Origin of the sequence: Flavobacterium sp. GT3P67, assembly GCF_004349155.1 — a bacterium.
In the GTDB taxonomy this organism is placed as follows: domain Bacteria; phylum Bacteroidota; class Bacteroidia; order Flavobacteriales; family Flavobacteriaceae; genus Flavobacterium; species Flavobacterium ranwuense.
In genome coordinates this window covers 764,405-783,245 of the sequence record NZ_SMLF01000001.1, presented here as the reverse complement: position 1 = coordinate 783,245, position 18,841 = coordinate 764,405, and the positions used below count along the sequence as shown (strand labels likewise).

16 protein-coding genes and 1 tRNA gene are annotated in these 18,841 nt (G+C 34.5%); 12 read left to right on the top strand and 5 right to left on the bottom strand.

Annotation, left to right across the window (positions count from 1 at the left end; translation table 11 throughout):
* The first annotated feature begins 218 nt into the window (after positions 1 to 218).
* From E0H99_RS03405 to E0H99_RS03380, 6 genes are all read left to right on the top strand, one after another.
* Positions 219 to 2,666, top strand: coding sequence for a bifunctional UDP-N-acetylmuramoyl-tripeptide:D-alanyl-D-alanine ligase/alanine racemase (locus tag E0H99_RS03405; protein ID WP_131991171.1), 2,448 nt, complete (start codon positions 219 to 221; stop codon positions 2,664 to 2,666).
* An 89-nt stretch (positions 2,667 to 2,755) separates the two neighbouring features.
* Entirely contained in the window at positions 2,756 to 3,172 is a 417-nt protein-coding gene (gene mscL, locus E0H99_RS03400) for a large conductance mechanosensitive channel protein MscL (RefSeq protein ID WP_131991169.1), read from the top strand.
* A gap of 264 nt (positions 3,173 to 3,436) precedes the next feature.
* A complete protein-coding gene (locus tag E0H99_RS03395) occupies positions 3,437 to 4,426 on the top strand; it encodes an aspartate-semialdehyde dehydrogenase (protein WP_131991167.1) in 990 nt (329 codons plus the stop codon).
* A gap of 99 nt (positions 4,427 to 4,525) precedes the next feature.
* A complete protein-coding gene (locus E0H99_RS03390) occupies positions 4,526 to 4,879 on the top strand; it encodes a hypothetical protein (RefSeq protein ID WP_131991165.1) in 354 nt (117 codons plus the stop codon).
* 147 nt (positions 4,880 to 5,026) lie between these two features.
* On the top strand, positions 5,027 to 7,246 hold the full coding sequence (locus E0H99_RS03385; RefSeq protein WP_131991163.1) for a TonB-dependent receptor: 2,220 nt from the start codon (positions 5,027 to 5,029) through the stop codon (positions 7,244 to 7,246).
* A gap of 498 nt (positions 7,247 to 7,744) precedes the next feature.
* Positions 7,745 to 9,835 carry a prolyl oligopeptidase family serine peptidase gene (locus E0H99_RS03380; protein WP_410503707.1) on the top strand — a complete coding sequence of 697 codons (2,091 nt, stop codon included), beginning with the start codon at positions 7,745 to 7,747 and terminating at the stop codon, positions 9,833 to 9,835.
* 104 nt (positions 9,836 to 9,939) lie between these two features.
* Here the strand turns inward: E0H99_RS03380 and E0H99_RS17140 are convergent, their stop codons facing one another.
* A complete protein-coding gene (locus E0H99_RS17140; RefSeq protein WP_165930247.1) occupies positions 9,940 to 10,095 on the bottom strand; it encodes a hypothetical protein in 156 nt (51 codons plus the stop codon).
* A gap of 207 nt (positions 10,096 to 10,302) precedes the next feature.
* Here E0H99_RS17140 and E0H99_RS03375 point away from each other — a divergent pair, with 207 nt between their 5' ends.
* Genes E0H99_RS03375 through E0H99_RS03355 form a run of 5 tightly spaced genes read left to right on the top strand, consistent with a single transcriptional unit; the run spans position 10,303 to position 16,023 of the window.
* On the top strand, positions 10,303 to 11,523 hold the full coding sequence (locus E0H99_RS03375; RefSeq protein WP_131991159.1) for a DNA cytosine methyltransferase: 1,221 nt from the start codon (positions 10,303 to 10,305) through the stop codon (positions 11,521 to 11,523).
* A complete protein-coding gene (locus tag E0H99_RS03370) occupies positions 11,523 to 13,901 on the top strand; it encodes a sensor histidine kinase (RefSeq protein ID WP_131991157.1) in 2,379 nt (792 codons plus the stop codon). Before E0H99_RS03375 ends, E0H99_RS03370 begins: the two co-directional genes overlap by 1 nt.
* Positions 13,898 to 14,803 carry a hypothetical protein gene (locus E0H99_RS03365; protein ID WP_131991155.1) on the top strand — a complete coding sequence of 302 codons (906 nt, stop codon included), beginning with the start codon at positions 13,898 to 13,900 and terminating at the stop codon, positions 14,801 to 14,803. Before E0H99_RS03370 ends, E0H99_RS03365 begins: the two co-directional genes overlap by 4 nt.
* Positions 14,804 to 15,577, top strand: coding sequence for an HNH endonuclease (locus E0H99_RS03360; RefSeq protein ID WP_131991153.1), 774 nt, complete (start codon positions 14,804 to 14,806; stop codon positions 15,575 to 15,577).
* An 11-nt stretch (positions 15,578 to 15,588) separates the two neighbouring features.
* On the top strand, positions 15,589 to 16,023 hold the full coding sequence (locus E0H99_RS03355; RefSeq protein WP_131991151.1) for a very short patch repair endonuclease: 435 nt from the start codon (positions 15,589 to 15,591) through the stop codon (positions 16,021 to 16,023).
* Between the two features lie 35 nt (positions 16,024 to 16,058).
* Here the strand turns inward: E0H99_RS03355 and E0H99_RS03350 are convergent, their stop codons facing one another.
* Both E0H99_RS03350 and E0H99_RS03345 read right to left on the bottom strand, forming a co-directional pair.
* Positions 16,059 to 16,535, bottom strand: a complete 477-nt coding sequence (locus tag E0H99_RS03350; protein WP_131991635.1) for a hypothetical protein — start codon at positions 16,533 to 16,535, stop codon at positions 16,059 to 16,061.
* Between the two features lie 42 nt (positions 16,536 to 16,577).
* Complete coding sequence (locus tag E0H99_RS03345; RefSeq protein ID WP_131991149.1) at positions 16,578 to 16,967, bottom strand: hypothetical protein; 390 nt, start codon at positions 16,965 to 16,967, stop codon at positions 16,578 to 16,580.
* A 50-nt stretch (positions 16,968 to 17,017) separates the two neighbouring features.
* Here E0H99_RS03345 and E0H99_RS03340 point away from each other — a divergent pair, with 50 nt between their 5' ends.
* Positions 17,018 to 17,518 (top strand): DUF456 domain-containing protein, encoded by a 501-nt coding sequence (locus E0H99_RS03340; RefSeq protein WP_131991147.1) that lies wholly within the window; start codon positions 17,018 to 17,020, stop codon positions 17,516 to 17,518.
* Between the two features lie 192 nt (positions 17,519 to 17,710).
* Here E0H99_RS03340 and E0H99_RS03335 read toward each other — a convergent pair.
* A tRNA-Asp gene (locus E0H99_RS03335) sits at positions 17,711 to 17,784 on the bottom strand.
* Positions 17,785 to 17,870: 86 nt separating this feature from the next.
* Positions 17,871 to 18,797 (bottom strand): DUF58 domain-containing protein, encoded by a 927-nt coding sequence (locus E0H99_RS03330; protein ID WP_131991145.1) that lies wholly within the window; start codon positions 18,795 to 18,797, stop codon positions 17,871 to 17,873.
* Positions 18,798 to 18,841 lie beyond the last annotated feature (44 nt).

The window sequence follows — 18,841 nt, the reverse complement described above, 5'->3', positions numbered from 1 at the left end:
CTGATTTTTCTAAAAACAAATATAAGTAATCTACCAAAATTAGTAAAGCTAATGCTCTTCTTTCTTTTTCTTAAATATACGGAATTGCTTATAATTATAGTATATCTAAGTCATCGTTTTGAAAAGAAGTGTTATTTTTGAGGAAGTTTTACAAATAGACGAACTATTAAAAGTGTAATTTCTATACAAGAAATCTACTTCAATCTCTTTCTAATTCCATGAGCCAGAAAATCCTTAAAAGTATTCAAAATATCCCTGCTGAATTTATTGGTAACAGCACTAATTTGGCAATAGATACTATTGCTATAGACAGCCGTTCTTTGCAAAACGGGCCGCAGACTTTGTTTTTTGCATTGGTTGGAGCCAATACTGATGCGCATCGGTATATTCAGGATTTAATCGCAATTGGCGTTCAGAATTTTGTGGTTACCCATATTCCGGAAGAATGCGAAGGCAAAGCTAATTTCTTTGTTGTTGAAAACACACTGACCGCTTTACAACAATTTGCGGCAAACTATCGCAGTCTTTTTGATTTTCCTGTTATCGGATTGACTGGAAGTAATGGCAAAACGATAGTTAAGGAATGGCTTAATTTTTTATTGAGCCCTGATTATAATATTATTCGAAGTCCAAAGAGTTACAACTCACAAATTGGTGTACCATTGTCTGTAATTGCAATCAGTGAGCAACACAATCTGGGGATTTTTGAAGCCGGAATTTCTACCCATTCTGAAATGGAAAAACTGGAGAAAATAATCAAGCCAACGATTGGGATTCTTACCAATATTGGTTCTGCACATGATGAAGGTTTTGTAAATTTAGAAAATAAAATAAGAGAGAAAATCACCCTTTTTGAAAATTCAGAAGTGATTATTTACCAAAAAAGCGAAATGGTTGATGCCATTATCCTTTCAAAAGCAAAAACGTTCACCTGGAGTTTTGACTCAAAAGAAGCTGACGTTTTTGTCTTCAATACAGCAATTAAAAACGACACAACCACTATTCAATACCGATATAAAGGAGATTCATTCGGATTGGCAATTCCTTTTCAGGATAAGGCATCGGTTGAAAATGCAATCTCGTGTTTGATGGTTTTATTGTATTTTAAATACGATGAAAAAACCATTCAAAATCGAATGGAGTTATTGTATCCGGTAGAAATGCGGTTGAAAGTCAAGAACGGAATCAACAACTGCAGTATTATTGATGACAGTTACAGTTCTGATTTTCAGTCGTTGAAAATAGCGTTGGATTTTCTCGAAAGTCAAAAGCAATACAAGAAGAAAACGGTGATTCTTTCGGATATTTTCCAAAGCGGTTTGTCTAATGACGAATTGTATGCTAAAGTTTCCCAGTTGATTGTTTCGAATAAAATTGACCGCGTTATAGGCATTGGAGAAACCATTTCGGCATTCGAAAAGAAGTTTGCCAATTGCATAACCTATAAAAATACAGCCGAGTTTATATCAAAATTTGATGATTTGAATTTTGCCAATGAAACTATTTTAATCAAAGGGGCGAGAACATTTCAATTTGAAGAAATTGTTTCCTTATTGGAAGAAAAAACACATGAAACCGTTTTGGAAATCAACCTGAATGCGATTAGTTACAACCTGAATTTTTTTAAATCAAAATTGAAGTCGAATGTCAAGATTATGGTGATGGTAAAGGCTTTTGGTTACGGAAATGGCGGTTTTGAAATCGCTAAATTATTGGAACATCACAAAGTGGATTATCTGGGAGTGGCTTTCGCCGATGAAGGAATTTCGCTGAAAAGTGCAGGAATTCATTTGCCTATTATGGTTTTAAATCCTGAAACGACCAGTTTTCCTGCGATTATTCAACATCAGTTAGAACCTGAAATTTATAGTTTGAAAGGACTTTATGCGTTCCTTAAAATTGCCAAACAAAAAAATTTAAACCAATTTCCGATACATATCAAACTTGATACAGGAATGCATCGTCTAGGTTTTGAAGACAATACGATTGATGATTTGATTGCAACTTTAAAAGGAAATCAAACCGTTAAAGTAAAAAGTGTTTTGTCACACATGGCCACAAGTGATGATTTAGAATACAAGGATTTTGCACATTCACAAATTGATTTATTCGAAAAATTATCCTCTAAATTGATGTCTGAATTACAAATAAAACCGCTGCGACATATTTTGAATACTTCCGGGATTAGTAATTATCCGGATTCACAATACGATATGGCGCGTTTGGGCATTGGTCTTTACGGTGTTTCAAATGATGCCGAAGAACAAAAAAAGTTGAAAAATGTTGGAACACTTAAGTCGGTGATTTCACAAATCAGGGGTATTGCTGCCGGCGAAAGCGTTGGGTATGGCAGGCGATTCATTGCAGATAAACCTACAAAAATTGCTACCATTCCTATTGGGTATGCCGATGGTATTTCCAGAAGTTGGGGAAATGGTTTAGGTTTTGTAACGATCAAAAAGTCGAAAGCATCCATTGTTGGTAGTATCTGCATGGACATGCTGATGGTTGATGTTACTGAAATTGAATGCACAGAAGGAGATCAGGTAATTATTTTTGGCGAAAGCCCAACGGTAACCTATATGGCACAAAAATTAAACACAATACCCTATGAGATCCTCACCAGTATTTCCCAACGAGTGAAACGAGTTTTTTATAGAGAGTAATTAAATGTTGTGTAAAAGACTGTTAATTGCGTTAAAAAATTTATTACATTCGTTAGGCAAGATATATTTTTAACCTAAAAAAATAAATTATGGGATTTTTTAGTGATTTTAAGGCTTCTTTAATGAGGGGAGACGTTTTAAGCTTGGCAACTGCTGTTGTTATTGGTGCTGCATTTGGAAAAATTGTTGGATCTGCCGTTGATGATGTTATAATGCCAATTGTTGGTTTGTTAACAGGTGGAATTGATTTTACCCAGAAATTCATCACTTTGGATGGGAGCAGTTATCCTGATTTACCTGCAGCAAAAGAAGCAGGAGCTGCGGTGATTACGTATGGTAATTTAGTTCAGGCGATCATTAACTTTATTATTATTGCTTTTTTTGTTTTTGTGATTTTAAGAGCCGCTGAAAAAGCGAAGAAAAAAGAAGTTGTTGTTATAGTTGCTCCTGCTGGACCAACTCAAGAAGAATTATTGACTCAGATTAGAGATTTATTGAAAAAATAATTTCCGCTACATTATATATTCTAATTTATCCTGAATTAATTTCAGGACTAAACCGCTTCGTAATTGAGGCGGTTTTTCTTTGCGCTTTTATTTAACAAAAGCATACCGCGGATTCACAAAGGAATTTAAACGCAGCAAATTTGCAGTCAATAACTATTTGTTGTAAATATAACATTTTGTTATTTTTTGTTAACACACTTGTTTTGATTTCAATATTACTTACTTTTGTACTTCAAATTTAATATTCAATAATAAAAATATAAGATGAGAATAGCAGTTGTAGGCGCTACCGGAATGGTTGGCGAAGTAATGTTGAAAGTTTTGGCAGAAAGAAATTTCCCTGTAACAGAATTAATCCCTGTTGCTTCTGAGCGATCAGTGGGTAAAGAAATTGAATACAAGGGTAAAAAATATAAAGTAGTTGGCATGCAAACAGCAGTAGATATGAAAGCGGATATTGCTTTGTTCTCTGCAGGTGGCGATACTTCATTGGAGTGGGCTCCAAAATTTGCAGCAGCTGGAACAACCGTTATCGATAATTCATCGGCTTGGAGAATGGATCCTACCAAAAAATTAATCGTTCCCGAAATCAATGCAACTGAATTGACTGCAGCAGATAAAATCATTGCGAATCCAAACTGTTCTACCATTCAAATGGTATTGGTTTTGGCTCCTTTGCATAAAAAATACAACATCAAACGTGTGATTGTTTCTACGTATCAATCCATCACTGGAACAGGTGTAAAAGCAGTGCAACAATTGGAAAATGAATACGCAGGTGTTCAAGGTGACATGGCTTATAAATATCCAATTCACAGAAATGCAATTCCACAATGTGATTCTTTCGAAGAAAATGGATACACTAAAGAAGAGATGAAACTGGTTCGTGAAACCAAAAAAATCTTAAGTGACAATACGATTGCCGTTACGGCTACTGCGGTTCGTGTGCCAATTGTAGGTGGTCACAGCGAAGCGGTAAACGTAGAATTCTTGAATGATTTTGATGTAAACGAAGTGAGAAATATTTTGCATCATACCGATGGCGTAGTGGTTCAAGACAATAATGATACCTATACGTACCCAATGCCTATGTATGCACAAGGAAAAGATGATGTTTTTGTAGGTAGAATTCGTCGTGACGAAAGCCAGGAAAACACCCTGAATATGTGGATTGTTGCGGACAACTTGAGAAAAGGAGCAGCGACAAACACGATACAAATTGCTGAATATTTGATTGCAGCCAAATTGGTGTAAATCAATTTTTATTTTAAAATGAAACCATTTGTTTCGCAAAAATATATTTTGTGAGACAAATGGTTTTATTTTTTCTTGTTTTTGTTACCTTTGGCTCGAATGAAAAAGAATAAACTCATAGTAAGTCTTTCTCTGGTTGTTACAGTATTGTTCTCAATGCTGTTTCAGTCATTTCATACCTATGAGCATTTGGAAAAACAGCTTTCCCAAAAGCAGTGCCATCATAAATACAATGTTACCGGTACCGAGATAACGCACCAACATCACAAATTAGACCATTGTTATGTTTGTGAATTCGCTTTTGGCAGTTACATTACTCCGAAAGATTTCTCCTATCAATTGTACTCCAGTATTGAAGAAATCCCTTATTTCTTTTCTGCAGCGGAAACGGTTATTTCGTTTTCCGGCAGTCTGTATTCCCTTCGAGGTCCTCCCGTAAATAGTTTAAGCTGAATTCATTTCAACTTCTGTTGAATTTATTTTCCATGCAACTTCATTAATTTGATTTTGTTGGATGCATTTTTATTTACTAAATAATTCCATTCTCGGCAACAACTCTTTTGGAGAAAGCCGACAGCAGGAATACTACAATCATTTTCAATGAAAAAATTTATCATAACCCTATTCTTGGGATTTTCGGCGTTGCTTCAAGCACAAAACACCCTTTCGGGAACCGTAACCGATTTAAATAATCAACCCATAAAAGGCGTTTCAGTATATGCATCAGAATTGCATAAAGGGACAACTACAGATGAAAATGGAAAATACACAATTTCCAATCTGCCAAATAGAAACCTAAAAATCAGCTTTACGTTCGTAGGATTTGCAACCCAAAATAAAACCATAAGCAGTCTTCAAATAGAAAACACACTTGATATTATCCTCGAGGAAGCAATTTTCGAAATGGATGAAGTTATTGTTTCAACTGCTTTTAATAAAATTCAATCGCAAAATGTGATGAAAGTGGAGCACGAAAGCATCAAAAATTTGCAACGAAAAGGAACGGCCACTCTAATCGAAGGATTGGCGACTATTCCCGGAGTTTCTCAAGTTTCTACCGGAACTTCTATCGGGAAACCGGTGATTCGTGGTTTGAGCGGCAATCGTGTTTTGGTGTATTCTCAAGGTGTTCGAATAGAAAATCAACAGTTTGGTGACGAACACGGTTTGGGATTGAACGATTCCGGAATAGAAAGCGTTGAGGTGATTAAAGGACCGGCTTCTTTGTTGTACGGTTCCGATGCTTTGGGAGGTGTTTTGTATTTTAACCCAGAAAAATTTGCCGATGCAAATACCTTTAAAGCAAACTTCAGCCAAAAATACTTCTCGAATACAGCAGGTAGCAGTTCTTCTTTGGGTTTGAAAACATCTACAGACAACTGGAAATTTATGGCTCGTGGAAGTTACAACACCCATTCTGATTATAAAATTACTGATGGCGACAGAGTGACGAATACCCGTTACAATGAAACCGATTTCAAAACAGGAATTGGCTACAGCAATGCCAAATTCTCAAGTGTATTGCGTTACAATTACAATGAATTGGATTTAGGAATTCCGGAAGATGGCATAGCAGACCAAACGACGAGCAAGAAAACCGGATTTCCAAAACAAGGTGTTTTCAATCATTTATTGAGTTTAAACAATGTTTTCTTTTTCGAAAAATCAAAATTGGATCTTGATTTAGGATATGTTGCCAATGATCGAAGTGAGTTTGAAGACAGCAATGTGGCCATTTTACACATGAAACTGAAGACTTTTAATTACAACGTAAAATACCATTTGCCAAAAATGGGAAAAATAGAAACCATTGTTGGAATTCAGGGAATGCACCAAACCAATACAAATTCAGGAGAAGAATATTTAATTCCGGATGCTGTTACGAATGATTTTGGTGTTTTTGGAACGGCTAATTATGAGTGGAATTCCAATGTGTTGCAAGCCGGATTGCGTTTCGACAATAGAAATATTACTACCGATGCGCAAGGAATTGCAGGGGAAGAAGGTTCCTTTGAAGCCATCGATAAATCATACGACAGTTTTAATGCATCGTTGGGCTATAAAACCAATCTGGCCGATGATTTAACGTTGCGTTTGAACGTGGCTTCAGGATTTAGAGCGCCAAACCTTGCCGAATTAACTTCTAATGGAGTTCATGAAGGAACGAATCGCTATGAAGTAGGAAACAGTAATTTAGAAACCGAACAAAACGTGCAAACGGATTTGAATTTAGAATACAAAACGGATCATTTTGAGTTTTTTGTAAACGGATTTTACAATCACATCAACAATTATATCTACACTTCGCCAACAGGAGAAGTGATTGACCAGAATGCTGTTTTTGATTATATTCAGAATAATGCCAAATTATACGGAGGCGAAATCGGACTGCATTTTCATCCGCATCCATTGGATTGGTTGCATTTTGAAACCAGTTTTGAAACCGTAACAGGCGAGAAACAATCCCGAAGCGTCGGGAGAGATTATTTACCGTTAATCCCGGCTAACAATTGGAACAACACCATTAGAACCGAATTTAAAATCAAAAACTGGTTGGAAGATGGTTTTGCAACTTTGAATGTTTCCAGTACGTTCAATCAAAAAAACGTAAGTGGATTTGAGACAGAATCGAATGGGTATAACTTAGTGAATTTAGGTTTTGGCGGAACTGTAAAACTGGGTAAAACCGCTTTTGATGTCAATATCAACGGGAATAATTTATTTGATAAAAGATACATTGCGCATCTTTCTCGTCTAAAAACCGATGGTATTCCAAACATTGGAAGAAACATCGTTTTGGGAGTGAACTTTAATTTGTAAACTCGACCCGTTACATTTAATTAATTTTTTTTACCACATTGAAACATAGATTTTTTAGTTTTTAAAAGAAAATATAGCTATTTCACTTTTCACAAGCCAAGCTATGAGAAGAATAGAACTGTTTTCTATATTTTATTTAACTGTTAGTCAGAAATCTATGTTTCGCTGTGGTTGCTTTTTTTATTTTAAATATTAATTACGCACAAAATGTTCATTCAATATTTTGTCTTTGCTGACGATGTTACATTTTAAGCTTTTATATCTCCTTATTTAAGTAAATTGACAAAAAACTTAAATTAAGGAATGAATAATTTAAGTAGATGAAGGAGAATCTTAATTAGTGTTTTTGAACTTAAAAAAATATTTTATAAAATCACCACTTTTCCAAACACCATTTTTTTGGTTTTATTTAAGACTTTCCCACATTTACAACACTAACTATTTCCCTATTTTTGTAACAACCTAAAACAGAATCTAATGAAAAAAACTTTTTTAATAATGGCTGTATCTTCTGCAATGGCGACTTTTGGCCAAAACCAAAAACCGGTAACCTATCCCACTACGAGTAAAGGGGAAACCGTTGATGTGTATTTCGACACTAAACTTCCGGATCCGTACCGCTGGCTCGAAGACGACAAATCTGCTGAAACCGGTGCTTGGGTAAAAGCCCAAAACGAAGTGACATATGGTTATTTAGCCCAAATTCCGTTTCGCGATGCGTTAAAAGCAAGAATGGAAAAACTGTGGAATTATGAAAAAATAGGAGCCCCTTTCAAAGAAGGGAATTTCACGTATTACTATAAAAATAACGGTTTGCAAAATCAGTCGGTGTTGTACAGAAAAGACGCCAAAGGAACTGAAAAGGTGTTCTTGGATCCAAATACGTTTTCTAAAGACGGAACCACTTCGCTTGGCGGATTGGATTTCTCCAAAGATGGTTCTAAAGTGGCCTATGCCATTTCAGAAGGCGGAAGCGACTGGAGAAAAGTCATTATCATGGATGCCATTACCCAAAAAATAATTGAAGACACCATTGTCGATGTGAAATTCAGCGGCGTGTCTTGGAAAGGAAACGAAGGATTCTACTATTCCAGTTATGACAAACCAAAAGGAAGCGAATTATCGGCAAAAACCGACCAACATAAACTGTATTTCCACAAGTTAGGGACGGCACAAAAACAAGACCAAGTGATTTTTGGTGCCGACCAAAAACGCCGTTATGTAGGCGGTGGTGTTACGGAAGATGACCGTTATTTAGTGATCACAGCATCCAATTCTACGTACGGAAACGAATTGTACATCAAAGATTTGACAAAACCGAACAGTCCTATTGTGACTATTGTGGATAATTTCAAGAGCGACAACAACATTATTGAAAACGAAGGCGGAAAATTATTCATAGAAACCGACTTGAATGCGCCCAACAAACGCATCGTTACCGTGGATGTCAACAACCCGAAACCGGAAAACTGGAAAGATTTTATTGCAGAGACAGAGAATGTGTTGTCTCCATCAACAGGTGGCGGTTATTTCTTTGCTAATTATATGAAAGATGCCGTTTCGGTGGTGAAACAATACGATTATTCAGGGAAACTGGTACGTGAAATTAAATTGCCTGGCGTGGGAACTGCCGGAGGTTTTGGCGGAAAGAAAAAAGAGAAAACATTGTATTATTCCTTTACAAATTACATCACTCCGGGTTCTACCTTTTCATTCGAACCACAAACCGGAATTTCTGCGGTGTATCAAAAACCAAAAGTAGATTTCAACAGTGAGCAATATGAGTCCAAACAAGTGTTTTATACGTCCAAAGACGGAACCAAAATCCCAATGATTATCACCCACAAAAAAGGATTGAAACTCGACGGGACAAATCCAACCATGCTCTATGGTTACGGAGGATTTAACGTAAGTTTGACACCAAGTTTCAGTATTGCCAATGCCGTTTGGATGGAAAACGGAGGCGTTTATGCCGTGCCTAATCTACGTGGTGGTGGCGAATACGGGAAAAAATGGCATGATGCAGGAACCAAAATGCAAAAACAAAATGTATTTGATGATTTCATCGCAGCCGCAGAATATTTGATTGCCCAGAAATATACGTCTTCACAATATCTTGCCATTCGTGGTGGGTCAAACGGAGGATTGCTTGTGGGCGCTACCATGACGCAACGTCCGGAGTTGATGAAAGTCGCTTTGCCGGCTGTGGGCGTGATGGACATGTTGCGCTACCATACTTTTACTGCAGGAGCGGGTTGGGCGTATGATTACGGAACGGCGCAGGACAGCAAGGAAATGTTCAGCTACATCAAAGGGTATTCTCCCGTGCACAACATAAAAAAAGGGATTCAATACCCGGCAACCATGGTCACTACGGGCGATCACGATGACAGAGTGGTGCCGGCGCACAGTTTCAAGTTTGCTGCCGAATTACAGGAAAAACAAGCCGGAACAAACCCAACTTTAATTAGAATTGACATCAATGCAGGACACGGCGCCGGAAAATCCGTGGCGGCAACCATTCAGGAAAATGTCGATATTCAGGCCTTTACGTTGTACAATATGGGCATAACGGAATTGAAAAAGTAGCGATAATTAGGGCTTGTCCTGTCCCGAGGCTTCGGGATATTTTCAGGATTCATCCTGAATTTATTTCAGGATTTATTCTGAATTTTTTTAGAAGCTATTTCCTGCTATCCGTTACAATCTTTTTCAACGCTGTCAGGGTTCAAAACCCTGACAGCGTTTAGAAAAAGGATTTTCACTGCTATCAGGGCTATGGCATTCGATTCCCTCAGACGATTGTCATTCAAATAATTCGTTTGTAATACCGAGACTCTCTTTGTCACTTCGTTCCAGTTTATCATTGCGAGGAACGAGCAATCACATCACGGATATAAACCAACAAGAAGTTAAACAAACGCTATTCGAAAGAGTAGCGTTTTTTTGTGGTTATGAGATTTTCATATAAAATTTTACTTACATAAGAAGATTTTAAAATTAAATCCAGGTTAATATTTTTTTTATTGATAAATTTGAATGCTTTACAAATTTTCATGAAAAATAAATTTACCTACATAGATCTTTTTGCGGGTTGTGGTGGATTATCACTAGGGTTGCATCAAGCAGGATGGCAAGGCGTTTTTGCTGTAGAGAAAAGTCCTGATGCATTTAAAACCTTAGAACACAACTTAATTAATAATAAAAATCATTTCGATTGGCCAAAATGGTTACCTAAACAAGCTCTCGAAATTAATTCAGTACTTGATAATTACAATTCTCAATTAGAAAAACTAAAAGGGAAAGTGACAATGATAGCGGGAGGGCCTCCTTGTCAGGGTTTTTCAATGGCAGGAAAGCGCAATGAATTTGACTTAAGAAACGACCTTATAAACTCCTATATCAATTTTGTTAAAATTGTTGAGCCTAAAATTATTTTCTTTGAAAATGTGAAAGGCTTTACAATGGAATTCAAGAAAAATAAGGAAAAAGGAATTGCTTATTCCTCACAAGTCACCAAAAAACTTGACGATGCAGGATATTATGTGAAAGGTCAATTGGTGAATTTTGGTGATTATGGAGTTCCTCAAAAGAGAACTCGTTTTATTCTTGTGGGAATAAAAAAGACCTTAAAAAATGCTTCACAAGAAAAAGCAGAAAGCTTTTTTGATTCTTTAAAACAAAATCGTTTTGAATTTTTGAAAGAAAAAGGGTTAAATGCTGAAACAAACCTACAAGATGCTATTTCTGATTTGTTTAAAGGAAATGGATTAAAAGAAACTCCTGATTTTCCAAGTTTTCAATCTGGCATTTACGGTAAAGAAAAAGGGAATTATCAAAAACTAATGCGTGAAGGTGTTGAGAATAAAATAGCCGATAGTCACCGTTTTCCAAAACATTCTTTAATAATTATCGAAAGATTCAAAAACATACTGGAAGAAACCAAAGACAGAAGAAATTTAAATATTAGTAAATTAATTCAAGAGAAATATAGCATTAAAAAACGCACGGTTATTCCTCTGAATAGTATAGACAAAACCCCTACAATTACAACTCTTCCAGATGATTATATACATTATTCTGAGCCAAGAATATTGACTGTTCGTGAATATGCACGGATTCAATCATTTCCGGACTGGTATAAATTTCAAGGAAAATATACAACTGGCGGAAAATTAAGAACACAAGAAGTCCCGCGATACACACAAATAGGTAATGCAATTCCTCCTCTTTTTAGTGAACAAAGTGGATTGATTCTAAAACAACTTATAGGCTAATGCAAAATCCACTATCATTCAAAGTTAGTTCTGCTTTAAAGAATATCATAGGAAGTGATCTAATCAACGACGATTTTATTGCAGTTTTTGAATTAGTGAAAAATGCTTATGATGCTCACGCAACAAAAGTTGAAATTATATTTGAAAACATTTATTCTAGTAGAGCAAAAATAATTATCAAGGATAATGGTAAGGGAATGAACTATGACGATCTTATAAATAAATGGTTGTTTGTAGCATATTCTGCAAAAATTGAAGGAACAGAGGAAGATAATTATGACTATCGAGACAAAATTAAAGTAAAAAGAGCTTACGCAGGAGCTAAAGGTATTGGTCGCTTCTCTTGTGATAGACTTGGAAGTAATCTTTATTTAGAAACCATAAAAGAAGAATTAAATCCAAAAGTAGAAGTTTTAATAACTGACTGGAATAAATTTGAAGGAGATATTAAAGATGAATTTGTTAATATAACAGTATTACAGGAAACAATTGAAGAAAGTCATTATGATATTGAACACGGTACTGTTCTTGAGATTACGAATCTAAAAAGTAAATGGAACAGAGATAAATTTCTTCAGTTAAAAGATGCTCTTTCAAGATTAATAAATCCTAATACAATTAATGAAAATGATTCATTTAATATAGTATTAAAAGTTAAAGAAGAACTTGAAAATGATAAAGAACAGATTCTAAAAAACAAGAAACAAGTAAATCATCCTAAAAGCCCAATTGATCCAAATTTAGTAAAATATATAAAGGTTGTAAACGGAGAAATTCAAAATCTTATTTTTGATGCTTTAGGTATAAAAACTACCTACATTGAATCTAAAGTTTTCGACTCTGAAATAATTACAACATTATTTGAAGCAGGCAAAGTGGTGTATTCTGTGACCGAAGAAAATCCTTTTGAAAATTTTAAAGATTTGAATTTCTCAATTTATTATTTAAATCTATCAGCAAAATTAACTTTTAGCAGAAGAATGGGCTTACAGCCTGTTGAATATGGGCATATTTTTGTTTACAAAAATGGGTTACGAGTTTTTCCTTATGGTGAAAGAGGAAATGATCCACTAAAAATGGATAATAGGAAAGCCCAAGGGCATAGTCGATATTTAGGAACACGTGAGGTAATAGGTTATATATCAATAGAGGGAACAAATAATAATCTTCGTGAAACATCCAGTAGAGGTGATGGATTAATAAAAACACAAACCTATTTAGATTTAGAAAATTGGTTTTATGAAACTTTAAAAAAACTCGAAAAATATACTATTGAGATTACTGATTGGGGAAATTCACTTTCTCCAGAAGAATTTATCAATTTTGATAATGTTTTTGTTAAAAACAAAGGTCAAGAAAATGAGAAAATTAATGATATTAATGATAACTTAAGGAAGTTATTAAACGGATTAACAAATTCTAAAAATGTTATACGATTCGAGGTTTCGGATGAGATTTTAAGTATTTTAAATAAAAAATCAGAAAACTCTATAAATACAGTATTAAGCAACCTTACTGAACAAATAAAAACTGATTCTTTTAATAAAGATGATGTTATTAGTACAATTAAGAAGGCAGAGAAAAAAATTGAAGATCTTCGTAAAGTAAAAGACGAAGCAGAAGCGGAAGCTTTTGAAAAGCTTATAGAAAATGAAAAACTTTCAAAAGAATTAAATGAAGAAATTTCAAAAAAACTATTTGACAATTCAATAAACAATAGGGGTAAAGATGATTTGTTAACATTACAGCATCAAATAGTTCACACTGCTGGTAATATAACATTTAGTCTTGATGAGTTAGTAAAATCAATAAATAGCAATCTATCCAAAGACAAGTTAATTGAAGAAGTTCTTAACATTAACCTAGAAGTTAAAAAAATCTTAAGTGCTTCAAGATTTGTCACAAATGCTGGATTTAGCATGGAAAGTGAAAGGATAACAGAAGATATAGTTCAATTTTCATATGATTATGTAGTAAATAATTATATTCCGATCAATTCATTTATTCATCAAAAAAGACCAATTAATATAGTATTTGAGCCATTAGAAAACATAGGATATAAAACCAAATTTAGACCATTAGAAATAACCGTTTTGTTTGATAATTTATTTAGTAATTCAAAAAAAGCGAATTCAAAAAATATATTTATTAAATGGATTAAAACTAAATCTGACCTTATACTTTATTTTAAAGATGATGGTGATGGAATTCCTGAAGAGATTAAAGATAAAATATTTGACTTTGGTTTTACTAAAACTAATGGTTCAGGAATCGGGCTTTATCAAACCAAGGAAACATTAAAAAAACTAGGTGCATCGATAAGAATAAATAATGATTTTGAAAAAGGTGTTGAATTTATAATAACATTTCCAATATGAAATTAGATTACAATATTTTATGGGTTGATGATAGAATTAAAGAACGTCCTTTTCAAAAAATTCTAGGAGAAACAAAAGGATTTCTTTTAGATCAATATTTTAATTGCAACATTATTGAAGCTGAAGATTTCATTGAGTTTGTAGAAATATTTTCAAAGAAAAAAGAGTTTGATATTATTATAACTGATTATTCTTTAAATGAAGGAACTTTTGGTAGTCAAGTAATCGATTTTATTAGAGATAGTCAACATAATTTCACAGAAATATTTTTTTATTCAGCAAACGATAATGTAAAAGACGTAAAGCTTTTTAGTAATAACCGTATAACTTTTTTTCAATTAACTGGAGGAGACTATAAAGAATTAGAAGATGAGATTTTAGCGGTAATTAATCAAACTATAAAGAAATTTCAGAACATTGTGGCAATGCGAGGAATGATTATGAATGAAGTAAGCAATCTTGATGCTCAGATGTTAGAAATTGTACAAATATATACAAGTAAAACAGAACATCAAAACATCGTTGATAGAGTGCTTGATGAGCTGATAAGTTTTTATAAAGAGAAGCTAGAAAAATCAGAGAAATATAAAAAGAACAATAACTTCGGTAAAGTATTATCTGAACCAATACTTTTTTCTTCGTCACAACGAGCGAGTGCAATTGAAGAAATAGCAGATTCAATTGGAATAACAAATTTTATTAATGAATTTAGAATAAATATCATCAAAGTTAGGAACGAATTTGCTCATGCCGTATTTGTTAAAGACGATAAAACTGGCAGAGAATACTTTATAGATAAAAAAGATGGAGTTGATTTTAATGAAGATAAATGTAAAGATATCAGAAGAAATATAAATATTCATAAAAGAAATTTAGACAATCTTCAATCTAAAATTGGTTAGATGGCAACTCGAAACCTTTGGACACGTGAAGAACTAATATTAGCTTTTAACTTGTATTTAAAATTGCCTTTTGGCAAGATGCACAAACGTACTCCAGAAATTATTGAACTCGCTAACCTTTTAGGGAGAACACCAAGTTCAATTGGTATGAGATTAGGCAATTTTGCCAGTGTTGATCCATATCATCAAGAAAGAGGAGTTGGCGGTTTAAAAGGAGGAATGAATCAAGTAAAACCTATTTGGGACGAATTCTTCCATAACCAAGAAGAATTGGTTTTTCTAAGTGAACAAATTCTCGCCAAAAAAGAAAATACTTCCATAGAAAACAAATACCAAGATATTCTTTTCGACTTAAAAGGATTAAAAGGAGAAACGGTCATTCGGGAAGTGAAAACTAGAGTCAATCAATCGGTTTTCAGGCAAATGGTTTTAACTAATTATACTGCTAAATGTGCCATAACGGGAATTGATATCCCTGAATTGTTATTGGCAAGCCATATCGTTCCTTGGTCAAAAAATGAAAATGAAAGATTAAATCCAGAGAATGGTATTTGTCTTTCGGCACTTTATGACAAAGCTTTCGATAAAGGATTAATAGGAATCAATCAAAATTACCAAGTGATATTATCTGCTAATTTGAAAAAGAAAAAAGAAACTTCCTTTTACCAAAGCCATTTTGCTTCTATTGAAAATCTAAAAATCACGGATCCCATAAAATATTTGCCTAGAAAAGAATTTCTGGAATACCATTTAGATACTATCTTTGATAGATAATAATCTCAGCAATGGAAAAGATTTCCAAGGAACAGAGAAGTAATATCATGCGAGCCATTCGCAGCACCAACACCAAAGACGAAATCCGCTTGGCAAAAGCGCTATGGCATCTTGGCTATCGTTACCGTAAAAACAACAGAACGATTTTTGGTACACCGGATTTAACCTTCAAAAAATTGAAGATTGCCATTTTTGTAGACAGCGAATTTTTCCACGGCAAAGATTGGGAAACCCAAAAAAATCGTGTCAAAACCAATACAGAGTTTTGGCAAAAGAAAATTGAACGCAATAGGCAAAGAGATATTGAAGTCAATGCATATCTGGAATCACAAAACTGGAAAGTCCTTCGTTTCTGGAGTGCGGAAATAGAAAAAAATCTGGAGGATTGCGTTATTAAAATTCAATCCGAAATTATTTCGAGACAAAATCAAAGAGTTTTATTTTGAAATCTAAACCCTTAGCCCAGATAGCTCCTAGAAAACTACTCTACTTTTAAAATAACGGGGAGAATAAATTGTGTTTTTACAGGAATTCCGCGTTTTATGGCTGGATTAATTTTGGGAAAATTAACCAAACGGGCTTTTAGAATGCTATCGATTTTGATTTTGTCGTAGGTTACGGAATCTTTGGGGAATTGTGGTTCAAATTGCATCGTGGCATTAGGAAAAACAGTAACCTTTACTTCTATTGTATCCAGTTCAGGATAGAGGACCGAAAGGGTATCGATGCTCAATTTTTCCTGAATCAGCTGTGTTAAAACTTCAAAAAAACATTGCTGGCGCTGCGTTTTATCCTCAATTTTTTCACAGTCTACAACCGATGGAAATTCATCGACTTCTTTCCAATTGATGGATTTCAGTTCCTTTTGCAACAATTCCTTTTCCGAAGGCACTTGCTTTTCGAAATATTGGCAGGAATTAAAAAGTATAATTACTAAAAAAAGGTAATAGTGCTTCAAGGTCTTGTTTTTCAATTGAACTAATATTTTATAAAAATACAATTATTTTTTTTGAGTAGCTTTAGAAAGTAAATAATCTTCATAGGCTTCAGCAAACCATTTCTTTTTGCTTTCGGCAGCAATTTCTTTTTGGTCTGGATACAAAGCCGCCAATCGATCGGAAAAAATAGCAATCTGAATTGTATATTTATAAAATTCTTCCTTTGTCAACACTACATTTGGATTTGATTTTTTATCGGAAAATTCAAAAAAAAGTGCATCAAACTCTTTCAAGGAAAAATTTAATACTTTTACTCTATTCTCGTTGTAAATTGCCTCCTTTAAAAGCACATCATTGCTCATTATAATTTTTTCCTGGGCACTTACGGTCCAAAAAGAAAAAGTAAAAAAGAGCATCATCGAAAACGAGGCCATTAATTTAATATCTTTCATAAGCGAGCTACTGTTGCTTTTGTGTTTTCAAAATTACTAAAAATAAATATATGGATGTACTACTTTTAGTTCTTGGTTTTATGTGTGTGATTTTAGGCGTTTTTGGCAGCTTTTTACCTGTTTTACCCGGTCCAAGCATCAGTTGGGTTGGATTAGCCCTACTCTATTTCACAAATGTCGTTCCGGCTAATTATTGGATTTTAGGAATTGCTTTATTGATTACTGTAATCCTATCGATTTTGGATTATGTGATTCCGGCTAAAGGGACCCAGAAATTTGGCGGAAGCTCGTATGGCATTTGGGGGACAAACATTGGATTGATTGTTGGGATCTTTGCTCCTATTCCTTTTGGCTTTCTAATAGGTCCTTTTGTTGGTGCGCTGATAGGAGAACTTATTTATGATTTTAAAGACCATAATCGGGCTTTAAAAGCAGCCGCAGGTTCCTTTGTAGGTTTTCTGGCTTCGAGCTTTATAAAATTTGTGGTTTGCGTGATGTATTTGGGATTATTTGTCTGGATTGTATGGCAACATAAATCCGAGTTGTTTTAATTTATAAAACACATTAAAATCAAAAAAGCCATCCGTAGATTCTGAATAAATCCAGAAGCATTGGAAAGCTTTTCATTGGTCTAACTACTAAACCCGGTCAGCTTACAAGGCCGACCAAACAACACAACTAGCTTTAGATACTTTATAGGGGCAAAAAAGCCTTTCTGTTACGAAAGGCTTTCCCCAATATTGCGGTCTGGACGGGACTCGAACCCGCGACCCCATGCGTGACAGGCATGTATTCTAACCAACTGAACTACCAAACCTCTGCGTTATTGCGGTGGCAAAGATACAATAGATTTCCGTTTACGCAAGCGTTTTTTGAAAAAATATTTGATAAAATTTCACTGTATTATCCAAAGTTTTGTTTTTCAACCAAGTATGTCATTAAAATTTTTTCAAAACTTTCCCCAACGCTTACCGGAATGTACTTTATTCGGTTTTGTGAGCACGTCAAAGCGAGTTTCTTAAAGTACGTTTCTGCCTGTTTTTCGTATTCTTCTTTGACATTATCGGCAAAAACAGCTACTTCTTCTCCCGTTTCCACATCAATAAACTTTCTTGGAGCGTTATCAAAGTCAAAATTCAGCTCCGTTTTGTTATCGACAACATGAAATAAAACTACTTTATGCTTATTGTGTTTCAAATGTTGCAAAGCATCAAACAGCGCTTCTTCATTCCCGGACTGAAACATGTCCGTAAACAAGATAATCATCGAACGGCGGTGAATCTTCTCCGCTATTTGATGCAAAAAGGTAATGGTGTCGGTACTTTTTTTAGTTGTAGATTGCTCTAAAAGTCCTTCAAGTGTATTTAAGATCATTCGATGGTGGCGATCACTGCCTTTTTCAGGCGCGTAGTACTCGTATGTATCCGAAAACACACTTATTCCCACAGCATCGCGTTGCTTCTTTAAAAGGTTCATTAAAACCGCCGAAGCCAAAACCGAAAAGCCAATCTTATTCTCAAAAAAATGCTGACTGTCATTTAGTTTTGGATAATGCATCGATGAGGAATTGTCAATGATAATATGACACCGCAAATTAGTCTCTTCTTCAAATCGCTTCGTGTACAAACGATCCGTTTTGGCAAATAACTTCCAATCAATATGTTTCGTACTTTCTCCTACGTTATAGACTTTATGTTCCGCAAATTCAGCCGAAAAGCCATGAAACGGGCTTTTGTGCATTCCTGAAATAAAACCTTCCACAACTTGGTTCGCCAACAATTCCAAATGCTGGAAACTCGAAATTTTCTCTATTTGCGATTCGATCTTCATATTCCAAATATATTAATAATTTAATTCTGATTGAAATACTATTT

Coding starts and splice junctions, on each gene's coding strand:
- E0H99_RS03405 (WP_131991171.1), top strand. CDS start 219: ATGAGCCAGAAAATCCTTAAAAGTATTCAAAATATCCCTGCTGAATTT.
- mscL (WP_131991169.1), top strand. CDS start 2,756: ATGGGATTTTTTAGTGATTTTAAGGCTTCTTTAATGAGGGGAGACGTT.
- E0H99_RS03395 (WP_131991167.1), top strand. CDS start 3,437: ATGAGAATAGCAGTTGTAGGCGCTACCGGAATGGTTGGCGAAGTAATG.
- E0H99_RS03390 (WP_131991165.1), top strand. CDS start 4,526: ATGAAAAAGAATAAACTCATAGTAAGTCTTTCTCTGGTTGTTACAGTA.
- E0H99_RS03385 (WP_131991163.1), top strand. CDS start 5,027: ATGAAAAAATTTATCATAACCCTATTCTTGGGATTTTCGGCGTTGCTT.
- E0H99_RS03380 (WP_410503707.1), top strand. CDS start 7,745: ATGGCTGTATCTTCTGCAATGGCGACTTTTGGCCAAAACCAAAAACCG.
- E0H99_RS03375 (WP_131991159.1), top strand. CDS start 10,303: ATGAAAAATAAATTTACCTACATAGATCTTTTTGCGGGTTGTGGTGGA.
- E0H99_RS03370 (WP_131991157.1), top strand. CDS start 11,523: ATGCAAAATCCACTATCATTCAAAGTTAGTTCTGCTTTAAAGAATATC.
- E0H99_RS03365 (WP_131991155.1), top strand. CDS start 13,898: ATGAAATTAGATTACAATATTTTATGGGTTGATGATAGAATTAAAGAA.
- E0H99_RS03360 (WP_131991153.1), top strand. CDS start 14,804: ATGGCAACTCGAAACCTTTGGACACGTGAAGAACTAATATTAGCTTTT.
- E0H99_RS03355 (WP_131991151.1), top strand. CDS start 15,589: ATGGAAAAGATTTCCAAGGAACAGAGAAGTAATATCATGCGAGCCATT.
- E0H99_RS03345 (WP_131991149.1), bottom strand. CDS start 16,967: ATGAAAGATATTAAATTAATGGCCTCGTTTTCGATGATGCTCTTTTTT.
- E0H99_RS03340 (WP_131991147.1), top strand. CDS start 17,018: ATGGATGTACTACTTTTAGTTCTTGGTTTTATGTGTGTGATTTTAGGC.
- E0H99_RS03330 (WP_131991145.1), bottom strand. CDS start 18,797: ATGAAGATCGAATCGCAAATAGAGAAAATTTCGAGTTTCCAGCATTTG.